We start from the raw sequence: 21,534 nt of genomic DNA, 5'->3' as shown, positions 1-21,534 counted from the left end.
CTCGACCAGGACACCCACCCCGTCCTCGATACCCAGGCCATGGCCGGTGAGGGCGGTGGCCAACTCGGCCGACAGGGTGTCCAACTCCGCGTAGGACAGCACCACATCGCCCGAGGTGACGGCGACGGCATCGGGACGGGAGGCCGCGCGGGCCGCGAACAGTTCCGGGAGCGACGCGTTGGCGGTCTCGACAGGCAGCGGTGCGCCGCGTCCCATGGCGAGGACCCGCTGCGTGGTGGTGGCGTCGGTCAACGGAAGCCGGTCCACAGGGAGGTCGGGCTCCGCTTCGGCCAGCGCGGCGAGCATCGTCGTGATCCCGTGCTGGTGGGGCAGGACATCCTCGGCGCGGTACAGGTCCGGGCTCGCGTCGAAGCCGATCAACGGGCCTCGTTCCTCGGCGCGTTCCGAGACGAAGACCGACACGTCGTCGACCGGCCCGGTGGACAGCAGGCGTGAGACGCCCGTGCTCCCCGCGAAGTCGAGGTCGTACTCGTACGGCATGACGTTGACGACCAGGTCGCACAGGCGGGCGGTGCCGCCGCCCAGTCCGAGGTCGCGGGCCAACTGCTCCCTGGGGTAACGGCGGTGGCGCAGCGCCGACCGCATCTCGCCGGACACCTCCCGCACCAGCTCGCGTACGGTCATGCCGGGGGTGAGGCGGACGCGCAGTGCCAGGATGTTGGCCGTCATGCCGGGAACGCCCAGCATGGCGCCGTGCCTGCCGTGCGAGGCCAGGCCGATGGTGACCTCACAGGAGCGGGTGACCCGGCCGAGGTACGCGGCCACCGCGCTGACCAGCACCGCGGACCAGGTCGTCCGGCTCTCACCGGCCAGCCGCCGCAAGCCGTCGAGCACGTCGGGCGAGAGTGTCTCCGCTTCGTGCAGTGCGGCGGCGTGGGGCTCCGAGGACCCGCCGCCGGGCGCACGGCGCGGGACGAACGCGCCGTCGTGCGAGCCGTCGCCCTCGGCGAGGTCGGCGAGGTCGGCGAACTTCGCCGTCCAGTAGGCACGGTCGCGTTCGAAGGCCGGTGAGGCCCGATAGGCCAGTTCCTCGTCGACGAGGGTGCCGAGCGGAGGCAGGGGTTCCGGCTCCGGCTCACCGCGTACGGCAGCGGTGTAGGCCTCGGCGACGCGCCGGGCGAAGAGGGAGCCACTGAGACCGTCGATGGCGATGTGGTGGTAGCGCACGTACCACCAGTGCAGCTCGGGACCGAGCCGCAGCAACGCGAACGTGTGCCGGGGCGCGGCGACGGAGTCCACCGTCGCCATGTCGTCCGCCATGTACCGCTCGGCGGTGGCGACCGGGTCGGCCTGCGTGCTGAGGTCCACACGCTGGGCGCGTGGCAGCAACCTGCGCGCGACCCGCTGGTAGACGGCGTCCCCCTGGCTCACGAACTCGGTGTTGAGGCTTTCACAGGAATCACAGACTCTTTCGACCACTCTTTCGAAGAGTTCTTCGTCGAGCGGCCCGTGGATCTCTATGCATTCGCCGATGTTGTACTTCGGGCTGTCCGGGTCGATGGCCTGCCCGTACCACACGCCTTCCTGTGAAGCGGTGAGGGGGAGGAGGCGGTCCTCGGTTTCACGCATGGTGCTTCTGCCCTTTCAGGGGATGGCGTCCGGTTATTCCTCTTGGGCATGGCGAAGCCTCGCGGGCAGTTCGCCGGATGATCCCGGGCCGGCGCCGCCGTCACCGGGCGAAAGGCAAGTCACCAGACGCACGTGATATCGCGGAAGGCTTTCCCGGGTGAAATGGGGACGTCCAGAGGATGAACCGGAACCGAGCGGTTGGGTCAGACGCGATCCGCAGGAGCTGCTGCGGACCGCCCGGCCGCGCCACGGCCGGAAGCGCCGGTGGGCGCGACCCGTACGGGCCGCGCCTCAGCCGTACTCGTGCTGGTCAGGGCTGCGGACTAGTCGGCCTGCCGGGTCTGCATGGCGGCGACGAGACTGGCCGGGCGCATATCGGTCCAGTTGGCCTCGACGAAGTCGAGACACTCCTGGCGCGAACCCTCGGGCCGCGCCACTTCCCACCCCGCCGGCACCTCGGAGGCGGCGGGCCACAACGAGTACTGGCGCTCTTCGTTGACCACAACGATGAATCGAGCAAAATCATCGTCAAAAGGATTCCCCACGGCTTCCCCTGTCTCTTCTCGTCTACAGGCCGGTTGTCCAGCGAGCGGCCGGGGCGGTTGCGCGCCCCCCGACCATGCGCTCCGGCGTGCTCGATATTTCCGTCCGGTATCGATCGAGCGTGAGTACGCTACACCACCAAATCTTCACACCGGAGCGATTCGCGGATCGCGTACCCGGGCCCTCCCTCTCTAAGCGCGAACGGCGGAATTAAGCCGTACGCCGGGCGTCCGCAAAGTCGGCCGATCGGTCTTTTACGTCGCGCTCCGGTGACGACCAGGGTGGTTGTTTCACAGGTTTCCATCGGTTGTGCTGCTGGCAATTGCCAGAGCTGTCGGCGAGGGTGAGATCTGGCCATCGCGTGCCCGGTATGCACCCTCGTGTTCCCGGGTGGGGCGTAGTGTCTGGCGCTGCGGCAAGCCGGGGGCGCACGGAAGCTCGGGGGCGCACTTACTTGTTGGTACGCGCCATTTGGCGACCCCGTTGCGCCTGCGGCCGTCGGTGAGCGCGCCCGATATCCGGTCGCCGCCGGCCGGGGTGAGCTGGGAACATGCCGACATGGACGGCACGTTCGAGGAACTGGTGGCGGAGGCGGAGACGGCCCCGGTCGAGGGCTGGGACTTCTCCTGGCTGGACGGGCGGGCCACCGAGCAACGCCCGTCGTGGGGCTACCAGCGCCTGATGGGCGAGCGTATGGCTCGCGCCTCGGCGGCCCTGGACATCCAGACCGGCGGCGGAGAGGTCCTGGCCGCGGTGCCGAGACTGGCGCCGCTGACGGTCGCCACGGAGTCCTGGCCGCCGAACGTCGTCAAGGCGACCCGTCTGCTGCACCCGCTGGGCGCCCCGGTCGTCGCGGACGCCGACGAACCCCCGCTGCCCTTCGTGGACGGGGCCTTCGACCTGGTCGTGAGCCGCCATCCGGTGACGGTGTGGTGGGAGGAGATCGCCAGAGTCCTGCGACCGGGCGGCACGTATCTGTCTCAACAGGTCGGTCCCGCCAGCGTCTTCGAGGTGGTGGAGTACTTCCTCGGGCCGCAGCCGCCCGAGGTCCGCAGAAGCCGCCATCCCGACGACGCCCGCGCCGGCGCGGAGGCGGCCGGTCTTGAAGTGGCCGACCTGCGCTGTGAGGCGTTGCGCACCGAGTTCTTCGACATCGGTGCGGTCGTCTACTTCCTGCGCAAGGTCGTCTGGATGGTGCCTGACTTCACGGTTGACCGGTACCGGGAGCGACTGCGTGAGCTGCACGAACTCATCAGTGCGGAGGGCTCGTTCGTCGCCACGACCACCCGCTTCCTCATCGAAGCCCGCAAGTCTCTCTGAGGAAGGGGCCTGGCCAACTGGGTTCGCTGGTCCAGGATGTGATTGGGCGCCAGGCAGCTGATCGAGCCGGTCGGACGTCAAGGCGAACAAGTTGGGCTCGGGTCGGCTGGTCCCTCGGCGGCCGGGGTGGCGCGGGCGTTGTCGCCCGGCGGAGGCGGGAACCCGTGCGGCCGGAATCGCTTCTTGTGGGCCACCCTTCGACGCGCTCACAATGCGCATGCCAACTCCCGGGCAGCTCCGGGAGCCCACACCGCGCCGGACGACGGAAGCCCGCACGACGGAAGGCCGTGGGTTCGCGCGGACATGCGGAGAGGACCCCCACATGAACAAGCCTCTCGTCGCCGCTCTCGCCACGCTGGCCCTGGTGGGAGCGAGCATCTCCACCGCCGCGGCGGTGGAGGCAGACCCGGCGCACGCCGCCGGGGCGCCGGCACGTGCCGTCTCTGTCCATCGCGCCTCCACCGGCACCGTCCCCAGGGCGACGACCGACTTCTCGGGCATCGTCGCGCTGGACGACTGCTCCGGATCGCTCATCCGTGTGCCCGCGTCGTCGGACGACGACCCCGCGCTGGTACTGACGAACGGCCACTGCCTGGAGACCGGCATGCCGACGGCCGGTCAGGTGATCGTGAACCAGGCCTCCAGCCGCTCGTTCACCCTTCTCAAGCCCAACGCGTCCAAGGCCGGCACGCTGCGGGCGACCAAGGTCGACTACGCGACGATGACCGACACGGACATCACGATCTACCAACTCAACACCACGTACGCCCAGATCGAACAGCGCTACGGCGTCAAGCCGCTGACGCTCTCACCGGACCACCCGGTGGCCGGGACCTCCGTCGCCGTCGTCTCCGGGTACTGGAAGACCGTGTACTCCTGCGGGATCGACGGGTTCGCCTACCAGTTGCACGAGGCCGACTGGGTCTGGAAGGACTCGGTCCGCTACACCTCCGCGTGCCACACCATCGGCGGCACGTCGGGCTCGCCGGTCGAGGACGTGGCGACCGGGCAAGTGGTGGCCGTCAACAACACCCTCAACGAGGACGGCCAACGCTGCTCGCTGGACAACCCCTGCGAGGTCGACCAGAACGGTCGGGTGACCGTGCACGAGGGCATCGGCTACGCGGAGGAGACCTACGGCATCGTGCCGTGCGTCGCCCAGGGCAACACGATCGACCTGAGCCTGCCGGGTTGCACGCTTCCCAAGCCGTCCTGAGCGCCTCGCCGCCGCGTCCGCCCCGCGTCGTGGCTCCGCCTCCCTGAGTGGTCGTGTGGTGCCGACTTCGCGGGGCAGCCGCCTCCGCCCTCCACCCCAGGGTGGAGAAGTGCCGGGGGGTGGAGGCGGGGGGTGGAGACGGCTGCCGGGATCAACCCGGCGATCAACCCCACGGTTGAGGACGCGGCGGCTCGACCGGAGCAGTCTGGTTGCCGTGAACACCACCGACTACCTCATCAACGGCATTCTCGTGCTCCTCGTCGTCCGCCAGATCCGGGCGCGGCGCCTGGACATGACGAGCCTCGTGCTGCCGGTCGTGCTGGTCGCCTCCGCCTCGGCGTACTACCTGCGTACGGTCCCCACCGCGGGCGACGACCTCACGCTGGAGCTGACACTGGCCGGCTCCGGCGCGCTGCTCGGTGTCCTGTGCGGCCTCACCACCCGGCTCTGGCGGGGTGAGGACGGGATCTACTCCAGGGCGGGCGTGGTCGCCGCCGTGCTGTGGGTGCTGGGCATGGCCACCCGCATGGGGTTCGCCTTCGCCTCCGACCACGGTGCCGCCGGCCGCATAGCCGACTTCAGCCGGACCCATCACATCACCTCGTCCCAGGCGTGGATGGCCGCGTTCGTGCTGATGGCGCTCGCGGAAGTGGTGACCCGCCTGGTGGTCATCCGCTATCGGGCCCACCGGCTCGGCTCCACCGCGGACCCGGCCGTCGCGGTCGCTGCGTGAGCATCGCACGGCGTCGGCCGGACAAGCCCTCCCGGGGCGTGGCCGCGGCCCCGGCCAGGTCCCGGCCCCGGCCCCGCGTGAGGAAGGCGCCTCTATGCTGCCTCCCATGAGCACGACAGACCCCGCCGAAGGGGAGGCCGACACTCCCCGGGTCGCCGAGGCCAGGCGCCGTGCGGCGCAGCGAGGCCACCGGCAGAGCGCGCGGATGCACCTGGCGCTGTGGGTGGTGATGGCGCTCACCGCCGGCTTCGCCGTCCCAGGACGGCCCCGGCTCGCGTTCACCGGCGAAGGGCTCGGCATCAGCCTGGCCCTGGCGGGATGTCTGGTGCCGCTGAGCCTCGCCGCGCTGGACCGGGAGCCAAGGTCCCAGGTCGGCACCGCCGTGCTCCCGCTGATCCTCGGTGTCAGCGGGAACGCGCTGGCCGTCCTGCGGCCGACCCTGCTGATGGAGATACCCGTTGCCGCCGCCGTGGCCATGCTCTTCGCCCGGCTCCGGCCGAGGACCGCGCTCTTCCTGGCCGCCCCGCTGGTCATGGCGATCGCCGTGATCACCACGGCGAGCGCTCCCTCCGGCATCTCGCTCCAGGCAGGTCTGTCCTCCGTGCTGCTGTGCGTGGTCCTCGGTGCCTCCTACGTCTTCTCCCGTCAGGCTCGGCTCGGCCGCGACCGCACCGAACTGCTCCTCGCCGAGCTGGAGGACTCCCGGGAGGCCGAGGCGCGGGCCGCCGCGGTCGCGGAACGCGCCCGCATCGCAAGGGAGTTGCACGACGTGCTCGCCCAGTCGTTGTCGGCGCTCTCCGTGCAACTTGAGGGTGCCCGCAAACTGGCCGAACGTGATCACGTGGATCCCGCGCTGCACCGGTTGATCGTCCGCGGTGGCGAGTTGACCCGCGAGGGGCTCTCCGAAGCCCGGCGCGCGGTGGCGGCGCTGCGCGGTGACGACGTGCCCACGCTGGACCAGCTGACCGCGCTCGTCGACCGCTGCCGTCGCGACCTCGGCCTGCCCATCGCGCTGTCGGTGACCGGGGAGCCCAGGCAGCTGACCGCAGAGGCGAACCTGGCGCTCTACCGGGGCGCGCAGGAGGCGCTGACCAACGCGGCCCGATACGCGCCGGGTTCGCCCACGGACGTGCTGCTGCGCTACACCGCCGAGGGCACCACCCTGACCGTCACCGACCACGGCCGGCCCGCATTCCGGCGAGCGGACGAAGACGCCGCACCCGGGTCTGCGGACGGCGACGTCGCGAACGGGGACGGGACCGGATCCGGGCCCAGGTCCACGTCCGGGCCCGGGGAGGGCGGCGAGGCGGCGGTTCGGGTGTGGACCGGCGGCGGCAACGGCCTGCGCGGCATGCGGGAGCGGATCGAACGGGTCGGGGGCCGTACGCATGCCGGGCCGATGGGACGGGGCTGGAGCGTGCGGATGGAGATACCCGGGTGAGCGAGGCCGCGGGCGTGATCAGGGTCCTGGTCGTCGATGACCAACGGGTGACCCGCGAGGGCCTGATGCTGCTCGTGGGCCTCAACGCCGGAATGGACGTGGTGGGGGGTGCGGCGGACGGCGCCGAGGCCGTCGAGCTGGTCCGCGAACACCGGCCCGACGTCGTGCTGATGGATCTGGCGATGCCGGGCATGGACGGACTCGCCGCCACCCGAGCGCTGCGGGACGAGGCGCCGTGGACCGCGGTGCTGGTGTTGACGACGTACGCCGACGACGCCTCCGTCTTCCCGGCCCTGCGCGCGGGGGCCAAGGGGTACCTGACCAAGGACGCGGGCGCCGAGCAGATCGAGCACGCCATCCGGACGGTGCACAGCGGGCGGACCTGGCTCGACCCGGTGGTGCAGGCCCGACTGGTCACCGCGGTCACCGCCGATCCGACCTCCGACGGCGAGGGCGACAGGACGCCGTGGGAAGCGCCCTGGACGCGGGCCGGATCCGCCGGCCAGGTGCCGGCGGGCCATGACGCCGCAGGCGTGCACGCGGCGGGCGAGGACACCTCGGTTCACGACCGACCCGGCACGGCGTCGGCCCTGCCGGACGGGCTGACCGCGCGCGAGGCGGAGGTGCTGAGCCTGATCGCGCAGGGCCTGTCCAACGGGGAGATCGGTGAACGGCTGTTCCTGGGCCGCGCCACGGTGAAGACGCACGTCAACCGGATCTACGCCAAGACCGGTTGCCGCGACCGGGCGCAGGCGGTCCGCTACGCGTACCGCACCGGCCTCGCCACGTAGCGAGCGTGCGCCATGCCGCGCCGTGCGGGCGAGCGTCGGCTGACGCGGCGTCAGTTAATGATGGATCTGGCGTAGCGTCAGTTATAGTGCCTCGCAGCGGATCGCACGTCATCGGCTGCTGTCATGTTGTCGCCATGGCGACTTCCCGTGCCGTTCGCCCGCTGGCAGTGCGCCGCTGTCACGCCTCACCATGAACACGGCCTACCCCCACCTCCCTGACAGGAGAAGGCTTGTCATGAGCACGTTTACCATGCCCGGCAGGGCGCGGCGCCTCCTGCGCGCCGCCGCCACCACCGTCGGCGGCCTGATGCTCCTCGCCGCGAGTACGACCGGCGCCGCGGCCCGGCCCGCCCCCCAGGCGCCACCCGGCCCGAACGCCCCGGTGCGTGGCGCGGTCCAGGGTCGCGTCCTCGGATCGCGTGCGGTCACCGCCCGCAACCGCGCCGCCGTCGACAGATTCCGGCAGCTGCGTTCGTCGCGCACACCGCGGCTGGCGGGCTCCACCCATCACGAGTGGTGGGGCACCAAGGTGTCCGCCTCCAGCCACGCCCTCACTTCCGTCATCGCCACCCAGAGCGTGGACACCTCGCTGCGGCTCACCGACAGCGACGACGTCCTGTACGCACCCACCCTCAAGCCGCGCGACGGCGCCTGCATCGAGATGGTCACCGTTCACACCGACGACCAGCCCCAGGTCTGGGCGTGGGACTGGTGCACCCGGACCGGCCAGGACGTGGGCGCCAGCGTGGACGTCGACAGCTCGTTCCTCAAGGACTACGGGACCACGGTGAACGGGCGCAGCGCGTACACCGTGCAGGTCGCGCTCACCGACCCCGCCGGCAACACGTGGACGGCCTACCTCTACGACTACGCGACCAAGGCCTGGCAGACATTCTTCACCAGTGGAGGCACCGATCAGGCGGGCGTCGACTACGGCTGGGACATGTTCGAGTACTACTCCGCTGTCGACCGCAGTACCGGCAACGTCCAGGTCTGCGACGACCTGGCGGGCCGAACGGTCGAGAGCAGCTCCCTCCAGGTCCAGACGTCGGCGGGCTGGTCGCCCGCAGATCCGGACAACTCCTCCGTCTTCCCCGGCGATTCGATGGACCCGGCCACGTATCTGTGCAGCGGGGTGACGAGTTCGATGGTCACGCCGAACAGCGACTGGCGGGTGTCAGTGAGCTGACGGAGCGTCAGTGAGATGACGACGTGGCGGGCCGGGTGAGGGCCCGCCATGAACTGCCACACGCGCGCCGCAGCCGGCGACCTCCGTGGCCCCCTGACCTCTGCGTGCGGCGGTCCCGCCAGGTCCGGTCCCCGTACCCGCCTATCGCACCCCCGTCATCGAGTGTGACGTGCCGCCGCGTACCAACCGGCGGAAGGCCCGAAGTGAACCCGTGGGGGCGGGGAGGCGGCCTGCTGCCGCGTCGGTGAGGAGGGAATCGGCTGTCTCCTGCGCGCACAGGCGATTGGCGCCGATGCCGCCGGACGGGCCGCGCTTGATCCACCCGACCACGTACGTGCCCGGCAACGAAGCCACTCGCCCGTGGTCGTGCGGAACGGTCCCGGTCGCCTCGTCGAACGGCAGGTCCGGCAGTGGCGTGCCGCGGTAGCCGATCGCGCCGACCAGCAACTGGGCGTCGATCTCGCCCGTGGTGGTCCGCACCGAGGACACCCGCCCCCGGCCGCGCACCTCGACCGGCGCGCAGGAGAAGCTCAGCACGATGCGGCGGCCCGGCGGTGGGGCGGAGCCGAAGTCGACCCGTTCGATCGGCACGTCGTGCAGCAGCGCCGCGTGATCGGTGGGATCGGCCGGGTCGGCGGAGGCGAGCGCGGCGCGCGTTTCGGGGGAGTCGGCGACGACCAGCCGGACGCCGGGCAGGTGCTTGAGCGCGTGCAGTTCGGGCCAGGTGTACGCCACCTGTCCCGGCCCGCGGCGGCCGAGGACGACGACCTCGCGCAGGTCCCCGGCCCGCAGGGCGTCGAGCGCGTGGGCGGCGATTCCCGTACCGGTCAGGGTGGCGGGGTCGACGGCCAGCAGCCGCGCGACGTCGAGGGCCACGTTGCCGTTGCCGACGACCACCGCGCGCCGCACGCCGGTCAGGTCGACGAGGTTGGCGGGCGCTTCCGGATGGTCGTTGTACCAGGCCACGAAGCGCGACGCGGGCAGGCTGCCGGGCAGGTCCGCGCCGGGGACGCCGAGCGGCCGGGGAGCGGCGGCGCCCACCGCGTAGACCACCGCGTGGTGGTGGCGCACCAGGTCGGCGTGCGTGACGTCGGTGCCGACCTCCACGCCGAGGTGGGTCCGCACACGTGGGTGCCGCAGCAGCGCGGCGAAGGACTCGCCGATCCGCCTGGTGCCGACGTGGTCGGGGGCGACCCCGAACCGCACCAGCCCGCCCGCAACCGGCAGCCGGTCGATCATCGTCACCTCGGCGTCGGTGCGGCGCAGCAGTTCCTGCGCGGTGTAGCAGGCAGCGGGACCGGTGCCGACGATCGCGACTCGGGGGGCCGGAGCGCCCGGCGGCAGCGACCGGGGGACGGTGGGCGCGGCCCAGGCCGGGTTCGCGTCGCGTTCGGCGTAGTAGCGTGCGCCGCGTTCGGCGTAGAGGACGTCGGGTCCGGTGAGCGTGTCGGCGGGCTTGACCGCGTCCACCGGGCAGGCGTCGGCGCAGGCACCGCAGTCGATGCAGGTGCGCGGATCGACGTAGAGCACGTCGGTGCTGCCGAAGTCCGGCTCCCCGGGGGTGGGGTGGATGCAGTTGACGGGACACACCGCGATGCATGACGCGTCCGTGCAGCAGGTCTGGGTGATCGCGTAGGCCATGGTCCGGTTCCGTGGGAGTGACGTGGTGACGGCGTGTCAGTTTCGGTGATGCGGGCGTGCGTTGAGCGCGGGCGCACCGCGTCCCCGGGGGCTGCGCCCGCCGCCGTCTCAGAGCATGTGGACCCGCTGGTAGACGGCGGCGGCCGGCCGCGTCAGCAGGCCCGACGTGCCGAGGAAGTCCATCAGGGGCGCGGAACTGGTACGCATCATCGCGTGGTGGTGCCGGTTGTTCCTCGCCGCCGCCACCGCCCGCCTGGTGTCCAGGCCCGCCGCCGCGTACACGCCCTCGTTCACCAGGCTGGTGATGATGAAGTACGCCACGACCGCGATCGCCAGCGCGGAGGACCGCTTGCGCAAGGTGCCCGCGCGGCGCACCCGTTCACGGATCTCGGCGCGGGCGAAGCGCATGTGCCGGGACTCCTCGACCACGTGGATCCGGCTCGTGGTGCGCACCAGGTCGAGGACGTTCTCCGTGCGCATCGCGTCGCGCTGCATGACGTCCAGGACCTCCTCGGCGACGAGGATGCCGCCGTACGCCACCTCGGCGTTGCCCACCGTCTTGAGGACGCGGGCGAGTTCGACCACCGGGCGCTTGGGGAAGTAGGCCGGGATGCCCATCTTCTGGCAGGCGCGGGCGAACATGATGGAATGCCGGCACTCGTCGGCGATCTCGGTGAGCGCGAACTGGAACTCGGCCGTCGCGTAGTCCCGCACGTACTGGTCGCGCAGGACCAACTGCTGGAGGATCATCTCGAACCACACGCCGGTGCTCATGATCGAGGCCACCTCGTGCCGGGTGAGAGTGATCCGCTGCGCCTCGGTCATCTCCTGCCACAGCCGGGTGCCGTACAGCGTGCTCCATTCGGGGTTGAGGCCGTAGCCGTCCTCCGGGAGCGGTGCGTCCCAGTCGACCTCGGTGGCCGGGTCGTAGCCGAGCATGGCCGAGGACTCCAGCAGTCGGCGTGAGACGTCCTCCGCCTCCCTGAGCGGGCGCCCCTGGTCCCGGCGCGCCGGGGAGTCGGCGGCCGCGGTCGGCCGGGGTGCGGGGGTGCGCGTGCTGTGACTCACGGCTCGATACCTCCCTGGCGGGGGTCGGTGAAGTTACAGGTACACCATGTACCCGTTAAAGCTGAGGGTAAGGCCACACCGCCGTCCAGGCATAGCCCCCGGTGCCGGGGAATCCGCAGCGGTGCCCGCCGATAGACTCGGCACATGCCCCCGAGACAGGCCCCGCAGCAGGTGGACGGACGCAAGACGCGCTGGGAGGGGCAGCACGAACGGCGGCGCGCGGAGTTCGTGGACGCCGCGATCACCGCGATCGCCCGCTTCGGGCCCGAGGTGTCCACCCAGCAGATCGCCGACGAGGCCGGGGTGGCGCGAACCCGTCTGTACAAGCACTTCGCCGACGCGGGAGACCTGCAACGAGCGGTCGCCGCTCGCGCCGCCGAATCGGTCACCGCCGCGCTGCAACCCCTGTGGCGCCCACGCGGCACGCCGATGGAGATGATCACCAACGCGGTCGACGCCTACGTCGGCTGGTTGCGCGAGAACAGCCACCTCTATCGCTACCTCAGCCGCCACACCGGCACGCTGGACGCCGTCGCCGACATCAAGACCGCCATCGGCGCCCACCTGTCCGGGCTCTTCGCCGGTTATCTGACCGCCCTCGACGGCGATCCGCGCGCGGCCGAACCGCTGGGCTTCGGCATCGTGGGATTCGTGGACACCGCCAGCGTGCGCTGGGTGGACCGACCCGGCGGGCTCGGCCACGAGGAACTCACCGCGCAACTGGCCCGGTGGATCTGGTGCGTCCTCGACGAGACGCTGCGCGCGAGCGGCCTGAGCCTCGACCCCCACCAGCCCCTCGACCTCGAACATCCCGCGGCAGCCACCGAGCGAGCGACCAACTCCTAGGGCTCCGCGCCCTGTCGGGCAACGGAGGGGGCTGGTACCGCAACGGTGCTTGCCGTGACTGGCGGCCGGTTCACGGGCTGTGTCCGCGTCGTCTGTAGTGACTGGTGCGGGCCTGGTGTCGTCGTCGGCGGCGCCAGGTGGGCCAGTGCAAGATGTGCTCGACGGGTGTGGGGCGGCGGTCGGTGAGGCGGGTGATCAGCCGTCTGATTCAGGCGAGGCTGAGGTGGATGAGCTGGGAGGATCCGTTTCTGCCTTCTCGGCATCCAGCTCGCGGGCGCGCAGGACGGTCAGGCAGGCGCCGGCCGTGGCAAGGGTCATGTGGCGGTGCCGTCCGGGGTAGCGGCGGACTTGGTAGTCGTCCAGGCCGCATTCCTGCTTGGCGCTCTGGAAGCACTCCTCGATGGCCCACCTGCTGCCCGCGATGCCGGTCAGGTCATCCAGGGTGGTTCCGGCGGGGCAGTAGTCACCTTCCCGCCGGACCAGGGGTACGGCGCTGATGGGATCTGCCGTTGGGGTGCGCGGCCGGCTGCGTGGATACTGGGCGGCATGCGCGTTGACTTTGATCCCGAGGTCCTGGACAGGAACTCCTTCTACAAGCTGCTGACCTCCGTCGTCGTGCCCCGGCCGATCGCCTGGGTGTCGACGGTGGACCCGGACACGGGGACGGCGAACCTCGCCCCTGCGAAGTTGAGTGGAAAGCGGTGTCGGTGACCTGGACGTTAGACCAGGTCAGAGTCTCAGCGCAACGGGTGGGTGTGGGCGCTCGGTCAGGGGGGAGCTCCGGCCGTCCTGAAGTGGTACCCGGTAGGTGCAGGGAACGCAACTTCGCGGTGCGTACTTCGGCGGTGTAGGCGGGACCCGCAGGCGCGGGGACCACGCCACGGCGAGCAGCGTGATCCAGACCAGGGCCTTGCCCTCGACTCCCAGTCGCAGGGTCTCCAGCTCGACCACCGTGCTCAGTCCGGAGCGCCGGTACAGCCGGCCGTTCGACTTGAGGCGGCTCAGTCGTTCGGCGACCAGGCCGCCGTAGACCTTGTAGCGGCGGGCGCCGACGTCGAGCGCCGCCATGAGGTCGAGCAGCGCCCGGCGGTCCTCGGCGACCTCGTCAGCGATGCGCTCCAGGTCGCCGCGGCGCGCCGAGTGCCGATGCCGATGGGCGATCCGCCGAGCCAGGCCCTCTCCGAGGGTGGAACCGGCCAGGTGATCGTTCAGGTAGATCCCGAGCTCCTCGCGGTGCATCCGCTGTCCTTTCTCCGGCTTCGCCGTATCCGTACCGCTCGCGATCGGGCCCGCCGGCCGTTCATTCACGCGGCAGCAGGGAGCCGAGCGGGCCGAGGTCGAGGTTGAGGTCGTCGAGGGTGAGGCCGTGCTGCTCGCACAGTTCGGCCATGCGCTGATCGAGCATCATCAGCGTCGACCCGATGCGTTCCACCTGCTCGTCCGTGAGGTCGCCCTCGTCGACGCGGCGAACGGCCTGCCTCTCCATGAGCTGCCGCAGGAGTTCGACCACGGTCAGCACGAGCGCCACGAGGTCATGCCCCATGCGCTCGCGGTCGATGTCCAGCCGCGCATCGGTCACAACGGCCCCCCGTCCTTCCAGGGGGCGGGCATCCGTGCGCTGACCGAGGACAGCAGGGCGTGCAGTGACAGACGCACCAGCGGCACGTCGGCGATCGCGATCACGAGGTCCCCGCTGACCACGACGCCGGTCGCCAGCACCCGGTCCAGGAGATCCACCAGCGGCACCCCGATCGGCCCGCTCAGCGGCTCCGGCCCGTCCCAGGGCACCGGCTCGCGCCAGGCCGCCCCACCCATGCCGCCCAGGGCCGTACCGTGCGGGTACTCCGGCTCACGGGAGGTCATCGCCTCACACCTCACCGGCGAAGGAGTACGGCACCCACGGTCCGGTGACCTCGATGTCCGAGCCGACCCGTGACCTCAGGGCGCCGACGGCGACGGCGAGTTCCGCCGCCCGGTCCTCCGCGACGAGGTAGGTCGCGTTGAGGAGCTGCGGGCGCGGGTCGCCGGTCAACTCCGGACGCTGCGGCTGGAGCCTGCGGGCGGCCGAGGCCACGCGCCGCAACGTCTCGTCGACGGTGGCCGTGTCCCGCAGCGCGTCCTCGTGCAGCCGGGCACGGGCCCGCTGCTGCTCACGCCGGCGGGCGAGGTACGCCTGGCCCGCTCCGGGAGCGGCGGCTCCCTCGGCGTCGCGGGTGGCAGCCGGGGTGACCGGCTCCGGGGCCGCGTCCGACGACCTGCGCGTGGTCTCGGCCGTCCTGGGCCGGGCGTAGACCTTCACGCCCCATTCGGCATGCCCGGCGATACGGCGCAGGACCTCCAGGAAGCGGATCTCGTCCTGGCCGAGCGCTGCCACGGCCCGCTGGTCGTCCTGGTACAGCGTGCACAGCGCCAGAGGAACCGTCGCACAGGAGCGGGCGACCGCGTCCACCACGTCGTGGTGCGCGCGGGCGCAGCGCTCCAGCTCCACGCGGTCGGTCAGACGCCGCTGCCACACCTCGTCCGTGAAGTCCGCGGCGGGCACGTCCTGCACGATCGCGGTCAGGGAGCCGAAGCCGAGGCGGCGCACCGGGGCGCCCCCCGGCATGCCCGGTAGCGGCGGAGGAACGGGGGCGTCCGCGTCGCGGCAGACGGCGAAGGCGTACGTCAGGATCGAGTGCGGCATGACGGTGGGGTCCGTGGAGCCGGTCATAGGCCACGTTCCGACGCGGTACGAGCGTTCACGTCGCCCGCTTCGAGCGCGGCCACACGGTCGCGCAGCTCCGCGTTCTCCTGACGCAGCTCGCAGCGGGCGGCATGTGAACTGAGCGCGGGGTCGGTCTCCCACCAGTCGATGCCCGCCTTCCTGGCGGTGTCGACGGAGGAGACGAAGAGCCGGAGCCTGATGGTGAGCAGTTCGATGTCGAGCAGGTCGATCTTGATGTCTCCCGCGATGACGATGCCTTTGTCGAGGACACGTTCGAGGATGTCGGCCAGGTTGGCGGTATGGGGGCCGGGCACAGCCGTGGCGCCCTGCCTGTAGTCCACGTCCGACACCTGGTCACCTCAGTCCTCGTCGTCTTCTTCTTCATCGTCTTCGTCTTCGTCTTCGTCTTCGTATGCGCTGTCTTCCTCGTCCTCCTCCTCGGGCTCTTCCTCCTCTTCCTCCGTGTCCTCGTCCGCGTAGTCCTCCTCGTCCTCGGGCTCTTCTTCCTCCTCGTCCTCGTCCTCCTCGTCTTCCTCTTCCTGGCGCGCCTCCTCCTCTTCCATTGCCTCTTCGTGGGTGCGCACGACTTCGCCGTCGCGGATTTCACCACGCCAGCCCTCAGCCTCTTCGTCCGTCAGGGTGACGTAGCGCTGGAAGTGCTTGAAATCCAGCCGTAGACGGCGGCCCTGGGCACGCCACAGATTGGCCGTCTTCTCGAAGAAGCCCGACGGGTAGTACTCGACCACCAGCACGATGCGCGTCAGCGCGGGGCCCAGTTCGTGGAAACTGACAGCGCCCCGGATCGTGCCCTTGGAGCCTTCGGACGTCCAGATGATGCGTTCGTCCGGTACCTGCTCCTGGATCGTGGCCTTCCAACTGCGCGTGGAAGGGCCGACTTTGGCCTTCCAGTCGGTGGTGCCCTCGTCCTCGGTGGAAACGCTGCTGACTCCCTTGGTGAAGCCGCTGAACTTCTCGTATTCCGTCCAGTGGTCGTAGGCCCACCGCAGGGGGACTCCGATATCGCGGACCTCCACGATGTTGGTCACCTTCACGTCCCCCGCCCGGCGGTCACTGCCTCCGCCGAAGGCCTCCTTCACCTTCCCCACGACGCTGTCCTTCGCGCCCTTGGCCTTCTCCTTCACGACCGCCTTGACGGGCGACTCACCCTTGAGGAGGCGTGAGCCGATCTTCGGCAACTCCCCACCGTTGTCGGCGATTTCCGTGAGCTGCCCGGTCAGGTCGGTGAGTTTTCCGCCGGCCTTCTCCGCGAGGTCGCCGACCTTGGAACTGAGGAATTCGCCGATACCTCCGCGAAGCTGTTCCAGTCCCGTGGTGCCGCCTTCTCGGTCCTGCGTCATGGACGATCACCTGCCCCGGCCGGACCGCGAGGAGCCGCGCGCGCCGCTGCTCTTCTTGGTGCCGCTGGTCCTGCCGCTCGTGCTCTTGGTGCCGCTGGTCTTCTTCGCCGGCGTGGTCTTCTTGGCGGCCGCCTTCTTCGCGGGAGCCCTCTTCGCGGTGGCCTTCTTGGCGGGAGCCTTCTTCGCGGTGGCCTTCTTGGCCGCGGTCTTCTTGGCGGGGGTCTTCTTGGCGGGAGCGGAGCCCCGGCCGGCGGTGGGCTCTTCCTCGTCGCTGCGTTTCCGGCGCCGCCGCTGGTCGTCGTGCCCGGAGCGGCCGCGGGCCTCGCCGCGGCGCGCACGCGAGCGGGCACGGCGGGGCTCCTCCTCGGGTGCTTCCTCCTCTTCCTGCTCGTCCTCGGGCGCCTCTTCTTCCTCGTACTCGCCTTCGGGCGCCTCGTCCTCGTACTCCTCGTCCTCGTCCGTGTCCTCGTAGGCGTCCTCGTCCGTCTCGTCGACGTCCCCGACCGCACCGGTCAGCGAGCCGATACGGCGGTTCAACGCGGCGGTGGCGGCCCGCTTGCCGGCGTCGAGGACCTCTCCGCGCAGCTGCTCGTTCAGATCGGCGACCTGGGGGACTTCGGCGAGTTTGCTGAGCGCTTCCGAGGCGATCGCGCGGGGTTCGAGTTCCCGCCCCGCGACGAGCGAAGCGGCCATGAGGGCGAGACGGCCCTTCTTGGTACGGCCCAGCAGGTATCCGCCCGCGAGGGCCACGACAATGGCGATCTTCGTCGGTTGGTCCATTCTGCTCGCCTTCCGGATTCATCGTGGCGGTCGGTGTGCCTCCAGTGCGTCGAGTAGCCGTTCCTCTTCCCTTTCGAAAATCTCCTGGCTGATCTCTCCAGCCTCCAACTCTTGATTCAGTGCCGCCAGCCGAGACCTCAGTGCGGCGGGGCCGTACATTTCGCGTTCCGCCGTCTCCGCGATCTGCTCGGAAACCCAGACGACCCCGCGCACCGGAGCCAGTGGCAAGGTCAGCAGTCCAGTGATCAGCCCCACGTCAGACCTCCGCGGGCTCGGCCGAACCGACCCCGGAGAAGCTGTAGCAGGGCAGGGGGCCGGACATCCTCAGCACGGCGCGCCCCTCGTGGCGCGAGGACACCGCGGCCACGGTGTCCTCGAACGACCGCTGCCGCCCCCGTTCGACCAGGAACGACACGTTCAGTACGCAGCCGGGTACCTCGGGGCCCGGCGCCACCGCGTCGGCCAGGGGCCTGAGCTGCTCCAGGAGGTCCCGGCCGGCCTCGGCGGCCCGGCGTGCGAACGCGGCGGCGACGGCCTGGCCGAGCCGTAGGCTGGCCTCGTAGCCGGGACGCCGCCGTACCTCCGCGCGCAGTCGCCGGACCTCGCGGTCCTCGGTGACGACGGCATCGAGGGAATCCGTATCGGGCGACGCCTTGACGTTCAGCTCGACGCGGCCGTCCAGCCTGCGCAGGGTCGCCGCGTACCGCTGCCGCCCCTCCCGCAGCTGCCCGCGCACGGTCGCGTCGTCCTCGGCGACCGAGCCGAACCGCATCGGCAGGACGCTTCCGTGCTCCGCCAGTCCCAGCAGCAGCCCCTGGTGGGCGAGCAGGTCACGGCGCCGGGCGCGCAGATCGTCGGGCGCGTCGCTGACGACGGCCGCCACGTCACCTTCGGTGATCATCCGCACCGGCAGGGGAGGGTTCCCCACCCCCCGGGTGTCCACCGCGAGCCGGTGACCGGCACGGACCATGGCGTACACGCAGGTCCGGTGGCCGGTCGGGCGCGCCGCACGAGGGGCGGGAGAGCGCACACCGCCCCCGGCCTCCACGACCACGGCCTACGCCTCGGCGCGCTTGCGGCGCGGGCTGCCGGATCCGGAGCCGGAGGAGGCCTTTCGACGGCGCGGGCGCTCCTCCTCATCGTCGTCCTCGCCCTTGCCCACCGCCTTGCGGACCGTGTCGCCGACGGACTCGACGGCCTTCTTGGCCTTCCGCTTTCCGGCGGCCTTGGCGGCGCCGCCGCCGAACAGCTCGGGAACGGTCCGGCTGCTCGCGTCGTTCTCCAGATCGAGCCGGTTGCACGCCTCCGCGAACCGCAGATAGGTGTCGACGCTGGCCACCACGACGCGCGCGTCGACCTTGAGGATCTCGATGCCGACCAGCGAGACCCGGAGGAAGACGTCGATCACCATGCCGCGGTCCAGGATGAGTTCCAGGACGTCGTAGAGCGTGCCCGCGCGCGGCAGGCACGCGACCTCGCCGGGGTACGTGATCGTGGTCATGGGTAGTGCGTCCTTTCAACAGGTGACCGCTTGGTCACTCGTCCGCGGCCCCGCGCCGGTAGCGCCGGGACCTGCGGTAGTCCAGCAGCGCGCCGTCCGGCTCCAGGTGCACCTCGTAGGTCGCCAGGAGGCTGGTGGTGTCGGGGATGCGCGGCACTTCGAGGACGTCCACCGAGACGAGCCACCCGTCATCGGTCCGTTCGACCGCGGAGACGCCCTCGATCCGGTGGCTGATGAGCTGCTCCAGCTTCTCGCGCGCGACCCGGGCGGCGTCCTCCGGCCCTCTGCCGGTACGACGCTGCCTCGAAGCCGTGGACGAGGTGGAACCGCGCGATCGCTCTGCCATGCCAACGAGTCTGGTCGGTGTACGGTCCCGCGCACCCCGGGCGGGACCGAACGGGTGCCCCGGGGTTCTTGCGGCAGCGCGGGCGTGAGCGGCAGTTCCCCGCGAGTCGGCACGGCGGCACGGTCGCGGAGGTGGCCGACGCCTCCGCTCGGGCTTTTCGATGAGCGGGCCGCGCCGGTGCCGACGCGGCCCGGGTCGGTCGCCTCTGGTCCCACGCCGATCCAGACGAAACCGCCTGGTCCAGGTGGACTGACCTGAATCGTCGGTCAGAGCCGCCGCGGTCAACGTGAGGTGCCGGACCAGGACGTCGGCCGCGGTGTCGGCGTCGCGGGCCAGCGCCGCCTCCTCCAGCCTGCGGTGTTCCTCGGCGCCGTCCCGGTCGGGGTTGCGGTGGGCCGACCAACGGCGGGTCAGCTCACTGGCGGTCCACAACCGGTCGTACATCTCCAGCAGCGCGCGATTGCCGCACCCCTCCAGCAGCACGCGGTGGAAGGCTCGGTGAGCCTCGGCCCAGGCCTCGGTGCAGTGCTCTCCCCTCTCCGGCACCTACGCCGGAGTGCGGACCAGACGATGGTGGGCGGCCCGTACACGGGCCTCCCAGTCGACGTCGCCGCGCTCGATCGACATGCGCAGTACGACCGGTTCGACGGTCCGGCGGGCCTCCGCGATCTCCTGCCAGCGGCGGTCGGAGAAGGTCGGGACTGCGAAACCGCGGTTGGGCAGCCGGTCGGCGAGCCCCTCGCCGACCACCCGCACGAGCGCCTCGCGCACCACGGCCAGGCTCACGCCCTGGAAGGACCTCCCCGCAGTGGTCCTGGAGCGGCGCCCCGGACGGCACCAAGAGCTGTGCCGTCACCGTCTACGACCCCGACGCCCCCACCGGGTCCGGGTTCTGGCACTGGGCGGTCACCGACATCCCCGCCACCGTCACCGGACTTCCCGAGGGCGCCGGCGACGACACCGGCTCACATCTGCCCGAGGGCGCCTACCAGTTGCCCAACGACACCCGCGCGGCCCGCTACATCGGCGCCGCCCCGCCGGCCGGACACGGCCCGCACCGTTACTTCGTCGTGGTCCACGCCCTCGACATCCCCTCGACCGGCGTCCCCGCCGACGCCACACCGGCCGTCCTCGGCTTCACCATGGCCGGTCACACCCTCGGGCGCGCGGTGTTGACCGCCACTGCCGAAACACCCGCCTGACAGCGCCATCCGACTCCCAGGAGACACCACCGCCATGCACCTTGACACCCTTCCCGACGCCGCCCGCCCCGGCGACGGCCTGAGGGACCTGGACACCGTCCGCGTCGTCAGCCGCGCCGTCACCGCCCCCCACCTGTTCACCTACCTCGCCCCCGAGACCGCGGAGGAGGCTGCCGAACTCGGCGTGACCGACCCCGGGCCGGTGTATCTGGCCTTCCGGTCGGCCGCGATGGGCGCGGTGCCGTGGCACGTCACGCTCGCGGCCTTCTACAACTTCAGTCCGCGGGCCGTGCGAGCCATGGCAGGCGTATGGGACGCCGCGCCGCCCGAGCAGTGGCAGGCCGCTCGCTTCCGGGCCGCCGGACGGGCGATGCGGCGCGTCAACGTACATCTGACCGGCGACCACTCGGCCGAGGCGCGCTCTCTGATCGACCCGGTCGTCGCCGGTGCCGACTACGCCGGCAAGGTGCTGGCCGCCGCGAACGCCTCGGTCGTCCTTCCCACCGATCCTCTCGTCGCGCTCTGGCAGCAGATCACGGTGGCGCGCGAGTGGCGCGGCGACGCCCATCTCGTCGTACTCGTCGACAACGACCTCGGGCCGTGCGACTGCCTCGTCCTGCACACCGCGACCGGCCGCCTTCCCACAGCCGTCGCGCGGGCGACCCGGCAGTGGGACGACGAGGAGTGGAACGCGGCAACGGCACGCCTCGTCGCACGCGGCTGGCTCGACTCCGACTCGGTGATGACCGACGCCGGCAGCGCGGCACGCGAACGTATCGAGGTGGAAACAGACGAGCACTGCGCCACGCTGTGGGCGCCGATCGGCAACGCGGGGGCCCGCCGCCTCGCCTCGCTCATCGAGCCGATCACCGACGCGTTCACCGCGGCGGGGACGTTTGAGGCCGTTCACGAACCGCCCCAAGTGGCGACTGCCTAGCTAGACCGGCCGTCCGGCTTCGGCCCCGACTGGGCGCTCCGGGTGGTGTGCTCGCGCAGGCGAGCCACTTAGACGTCATCTCATTTGGGTTGTTCGATAGGCTCGTGGCGTGGGGATCGTTGAGCGGCTGGTGCCGGATGAGCTGTGGGGGTTGTTCCAGCGGGTGGTGCCGGAGGCGCCGACTGGTCCGCAGGGTGGTGGCCGGCGGCGGCACGGGGATCGGGAAGTGCTGGCTGCGATCGTGTTCGTAGCCACGTCGGGCTGCACCTGGCAGCAGCTTCCGTCCGCCTCGTTCGGGCCCTCGGGAGCCACGGCCCACAGGCGTTTC

Annotated in this window: 23 protein-coding genes and 5 pseudogenes; 11 read left to right on the top strand and 17 right to left on the bottom strand. The window is 71.1% G+C overall.

The genetic code is table 11. The annotated features are described in order from the left end of the window. Positions 1 to 1,590 (bottom strand): condensation domain-containing protein (locus tag CK485_RS29865; protein ID WP_241968624.1); only part of this gene is annotated, 1,590 nt, incomplete at its 3' end. A gap of 323 nt (positions 1,591 to 1,913) precedes the next feature. Then, on the bottom strand, positions 1,914 to 2,135 hold the full coding sequence (locus tag CK485_RS26360; RefSeq protein ID WP_109454451.1) for an MbtH family NRPS accessory protein: 222 nt from the start codon (positions 2,133 to 2,135) through the stop codon (positions 1,914 to 1,916). Between the two features lie 556 nt (positions 2,136 to 2,691). On the opposite strand from CK485_RS26360, the gene CK485_RS26355 reads away from it, so the two are divergent. The 6 genes from CK485_RS26355 to CK485_RS26330 all read left to right on the top strand — a co-directional run bounded on the left by CK485_RS26355 (position 2,692) and on the right by CK485_RS26330 (position 8,823). Next, entirely contained in the window at positions 2,692 to 3,453 is a 762-nt protein-coding gene (locus tag CK485_RS26355; RefSeq protein ID WP_109454450.1) for a class I SAM-dependent methyltransferase, read from the top strand. Positions 3,454 to 3,775: 322 nt separating this feature from the next. After that, positions 3,776 to 4,669 (top strand): serine protease, encoded by an 894-nt coding sequence (locus CK485_RS26350; protein WP_109454449.1) that lies wholly within the window; start codon positions 3,776 to 3,778, stop codon positions 4,667 to 4,669. A 214-nt stretch (positions 4,670 to 4,883) separates the two neighbouring features. Next, positions 4,884 to 5,402 carry a hypothetical protein gene (locus tag CK485_RS26345; protein WP_109454448.1) on the top strand — a complete coding sequence of 173 codons (519 nt, stop codon included), beginning with the start codon at positions 4,884 to 4,886 and terminating at the stop codon, positions 5,400 to 5,402. A 106-nt stretch (positions 5,403 to 5,508) separates the two neighbouring features. Beyond that, a complete protein-coding gene (locus CK485_RS26340; RefSeq protein ID WP_158288246.1) occupies positions 5,509 to 6,843 on the top strand; it encodes a histidine kinase in 1,335 nt (444 codons plus the stop codon). Then, the gene (locus tag CK485_RS26335) at positions 6,840 to 7,634 is read left to right on the top strand and encodes a response regulator transcription factor (RefSeq protein ID WP_109454446.1); all 795 of its coding nucleotides are present in this window, start codon (positions 6,840 to 6,842) and stop codon (positions 7,632 to 7,634) included. Before CK485_RS26340 ends, CK485_RS26335 begins: the two co-directional genes overlap by 4 nt. Positions 7,635 to 7,869: 235 nt before the next feature. Next, positions 7,870 to 8,823: a hypothetical protein gene (locus CK485_RS26330; RefSeq protein ID WP_146214588.1), complete on the top strand. Its 954-nt coding sequence runs from the start codon at positions 7,870 to 7,872 to the stop codon at positions 8,821 to 8,823. Between the two features lie 141 nt (positions 8,824 to 8,964). On the opposite strand, the gene CK485_RS26325 is transcribed toward CK485_RS26330, so the two are convergent. Then, positions 8,965 to 10,464, bottom strand: coding sequence for an FAD-dependent oxidoreductase (locus CK485_RS26325; protein WP_109454444.1), 1,500 nt, complete (start codon positions 10,462 to 10,464; stop codon positions 8,965 to 8,967). A gap of 108 nt (positions 10,465 to 10,572) precedes the next feature. After that, entirely contained in the window at positions 10,573 to 11,532 is a 960-nt protein-coding gene (locus tag CK485_RS26320; protein WP_109454443.1) for a diiron oxygenase, read from the bottom strand. A gap of 144 nt (positions 11,533 to 11,676) precedes the next feature. On the opposite strand from CK485_RS26320, the gene CK485_RS26315 reads away from it, so the two are divergent. After that, positions 11,677 to 12,378 carry a TetR/AcrR family transcriptional regulator gene (locus CK485_RS26315; protein ID WP_109454442.1) on the top strand — a complete coding sequence of 234 codons (702 nt, stop codon included), beginning with the start codon at positions 11,677 to 11,679 and terminating at the stop codon, positions 12,376 to 12,378. A 195-nt stretch (positions 12,379 to 12,573) separates the two neighbouring features. Here CK485_RS26315 and CK485_RS26310 read toward each other — a convergent pair. After that, positions 12,574 to 12,840, bottom strand: a pseudogene (locus CK485_RS26310) (IS701 family transposase); the annotation flags it as partial. Between the two features lie 84 nt (positions 12,841 to 12,924). Between CK485_RS26310 and CK485_RS26305 the strand changes: the two are divergent. Beyond that, a pseudogene (locus tag CK485_RS26305) lies at positions 12,925 to 13,059 on the top strand (flavin reductase family protein); the annotation flags it as partial. A 48-nt stretch (positions 13,060 to 13,107) separates the two neighbouring features. On the opposite strand, the gene CK485_RS26300 reads toward CK485_RS26305, so the two are convergent. The 12 genes and pseudogenes from CK485_RS26300 to CK485_RS26245 all read right to left on the bottom strand — a co-directional run. After that, complete coding sequence (locus CK485_RS26300) at positions 13,108 to 13,617, bottom strand: hypothetical protein (RefSeq protein WP_109454441.1); 510 nt, start codon at positions 13,615 to 13,617, stop codon at positions 13,108 to 13,110. 61 nt (positions 13,618 to 13,678) lie between these two features. Then, positions 13,679 to 13,957: a gas vesicle protein K gene (locus CK485_RS26295; protein WP_109454440.1), complete on the bottom strand. Its 279-nt coding sequence runs from the start codon at positions 13,955 to 13,957 to the stop codon at positions 13,679 to 13,681. Then, complete coding sequence (locus CK485_RS26290; RefSeq protein ID WP_109454770.1) at positions 13,954 to 14,193, bottom strand: gas vesicle protein; 240 nt, start codon at positions 14,191 to 14,193, stop codon at positions 13,954 to 13,956. The genes CK485_RS26295 and CK485_RS26290 overlap by 4 nt, the downstream gene beginning before the upstream one ends. Positions 14,194 to 14,245: 52 nt before the next feature. Further along, positions 14,246 to 15,088 carry a GvpL/GvpF family gas vesicle protein gene (locus tag CK485_RS26285; RefSeq protein WP_241968623.1) on the bottom strand — a complete coding sequence of 281 codons (843 nt, stop codon included), beginning with the start codon at positions 15,086 to 15,088 and terminating at the stop codon, positions 14,246 to 14,248. Next, positions 15,085 to 15,432 carry a gas vesicle protein gene (locus CK485_RS26280; protein WP_109454439.1) on the bottom strand — a complete coding sequence of 116 codons (348 nt, stop codon included), beginning with the start codon at positions 15,430 to 15,432 and terminating at the stop codon, positions 15,085 to 15,087. Before CK485_RS26280 ends, CK485_RS26285 begins: the two co-directional genes overlap by 4 nt. A 9-nt stretch (positions 15,433 to 15,441) precedes the next feature. After that, positions 15,442 to 16,440, bottom strand: a complete 999-nt coding sequence (locus tag CK485_RS26275; RefSeq protein WP_109454438.1) for an SRPBCC family protein — start codon at positions 16,438 to 16,440, stop codon at positions 15,442 to 15,444. A 6-nt stretch (positions 16,441 to 16,446) separates the two neighbouring features. Then, positions 16,447 to 17,220 (bottom strand): histone protein, encoded by a 774-nt coding sequence (locus tag CK485_RS28575; protein ID WP_146214587.1) that lies wholly within the window; start codon positions 17,218 to 17,220, stop codon positions 16,447 to 16,449. An 18-nt stretch (positions 17,221 to 17,238) separates the two neighbouring features. Then, a complete protein-coding gene (locus CK485_RS26265) occupies positions 17,239 to 17,475 on the bottom strand; it encodes a gas vesicle protein GvpG (RefSeq protein ID WP_109454436.1) in 237 nt (78 codons plus the stop codon). 1 nt (position 17,476) lies between these two features. Next, positions 17,477 to 18,190, bottom strand: a complete 714-nt coding sequence (locus tag CK485_RS26260; protein WP_109454768.1) for a GvpL/GvpF family gas vesicle protein — start codon at positions 18,188 to 18,190, stop codon at positions 17,477 to 17,479. Positions 18,191 to 18,277: 87 nt separating this feature from the next. Then, positions 18,278 to 18,721, bottom strand: coding sequence for a gas vesicle protein GvpJ (gvpJ, locus tag CK485_RS26255; protein WP_109454435.1), 444 nt, complete (start codon positions 18,719 to 18,721; stop codon positions 18,278 to 18,280). Between the two features lie 34 nt (positions 18,722 to 18,755). After that, positions 18,756 to 19,067, bottom strand: a complete 312-nt coding sequence (gene gvpO / locus CK485_RS26250; protein WP_109454767.1) for a gas vesicle protein GvpO — start codon at positions 19,065 to 19,067, stop codon at positions 18,756 to 18,758. A gap of 261 nt (positions 19,068 to 19,328) precedes the next feature. Beyond that, positions 19,329 to 19,859 (bottom strand): annotated as a pseudogene (locus CK485_RS26245) (GntR family transcriptional regulator); the annotation flags it as partial. Between the two features lie 8 nt (positions 19,860 to 19,867). On the opposite strand from CK485_RS26245, the pseudogene CK485_RS26240 reads away from it, so the two are divergent. The 3 genes and pseudogenes from CK485_RS26240 to CK485_RS29860 form a co-directional block, all read left to right on the top strand. Then, a pseudogene (locus tag CK485_RS26240) lies at positions 19,868 to 20,269 on the top strand (YbhB/YbcL family Raf kinase inhibitor-like protein); the annotation flags it as partial. A gap of 34 nt (positions 20,270 to 20,303) precedes the next feature. Then, complete coding sequence (locus tag CK485_RS26235; RefSeq protein WP_109454434.1) at positions 20,304 to 21,206, top strand: hypothetical protein; 903 nt, start codon at positions 20,304 to 20,306, stop codon at positions 21,204 to 21,206. A gap of 115 nt (positions 21,207 to 21,321) precedes the next feature. Then, positions 21,322 to 21,534: pseudogene (locus tag CK485_RS29860) on the top strand (transposase); the annotation flags it as partial.

The organism is Streptomyces sp. ICBB 8177 (assembly GCF_003144095.1).
In the GTDB taxonomy this organism is placed as follows: Bacteria; Actinomycetota; Actinomycetes; order Streptomycetales; family Streptomycetaceae; genus Streptantibioticus_D.
The sequence above is the reverse complement of the archived record's forward strand: the minus strand, read 5'-3'. Positions and strand labels throughout refer to the sequence as shown.

Bases quoted from the DNA above. Each gene is read 5' to 3' on its own strand.
- CK485_RS26355 (WP_109454450.1), top strand. From the start codon at position 2,692: ATGGACGGCACGTTCGAGGAACTGGTGGCGGAGGCGGAGACGGCCCCG.
- CK485_RS26350 (WP_109454449.1), top strand. From the start codon at position 3,776: ATGAACAAGCCTCTCGTCGCCGCTCTCGCCACGCTGGCCCTGGTGGGA.
- CK485_RS26340 (WP_158288246.1), top strand. From the start codon at position 5,509: ATGAGCACGACAGACCCCGCCGAAGGGGAGGCCGACACTCCCCGGGTC.
- CK485_RS26330 (WP_146214588.1), top strand. From the start codon at position 7,870: ATGAGCACGTTTACCATGCCCGGCAGGGCGCGGCGCCTCCTGCGCGCC.
- CK485_RS26325 (WP_109454444.1), bottom strand. From the start codon at position 10,464: ATGGCCTACGCGATCACCCAGACCTGCTGCACGGACGCGTCATGCATC.
- CK485_RS26315 (WP_109454442.1), top strand. From the start codon at position 11,677: ATGCCCCCGAGACAGGCCCCGCAGCAGGTGGACGGACGCAAGACGCGC.
- CK485_RS26300 (WP_109454441.1), bottom strand. From the start codon at position 13,617: ATGCACCGCGAGGAGCTCGGGATCTACCTGAACGATCACCTGGCCGGT.
- CK485_RS26290 (WP_109454770.1), bottom strand. From the start codon at position 14,193: ATGGGTGGGGCGGCCTGGCGCGAGCCGGTGCCCTGGGACGGGCCGGAG.
- CK485_RS26285 (WP_241968623.1), bottom strand. From the start codon at position 15,088: ATGACCGGCTCCACGGACCCCACCGTCATGCCGCACTCGATCCTGACG.
- CK485_RS26275 (WP_109454438.1), bottom strand. From the start codon at position 16,440: ATGACGCAGGACCGAGAAGGCGGCACCACGGGACTGGAACAGCTTCGC.
- CK485_RS28575 (WP_146214587.1), bottom strand. From the start codon at position 17,220: ATGGACCAACCGACGAAGATCGCCATTGTCGTGGCCCTCGCGGGCGGA.
- CK485_RS26260 (WP_109454768.1), bottom strand. From the start codon at position 18,190: ATGGTCCGTGCCGGTCACCGGCTCGCGGTGGACACCCGGGGGGTGGGG.
- gvpJ (WP_109454435.1), bottom strand. From the start codon at position 18,721: ATGACCACGATCACGTACCCCGGCGAGGTCGCGTGCCTGCCGCGCGCG.
- gvpO (WP_109454767.1), bottom strand. From the start codon at position 19,067: ATGGCAGAGCGATCGCGCGGTTCCACCTCGTCCACGGCTTCGAGGCAG.
- CK485_RS26235 (WP_109454434.1), top strand. From the start codon at position 20,304: ATGCACCTTGACACCCTTCCCGACGCCGCCCGCCCCGGCGACGGCCTG.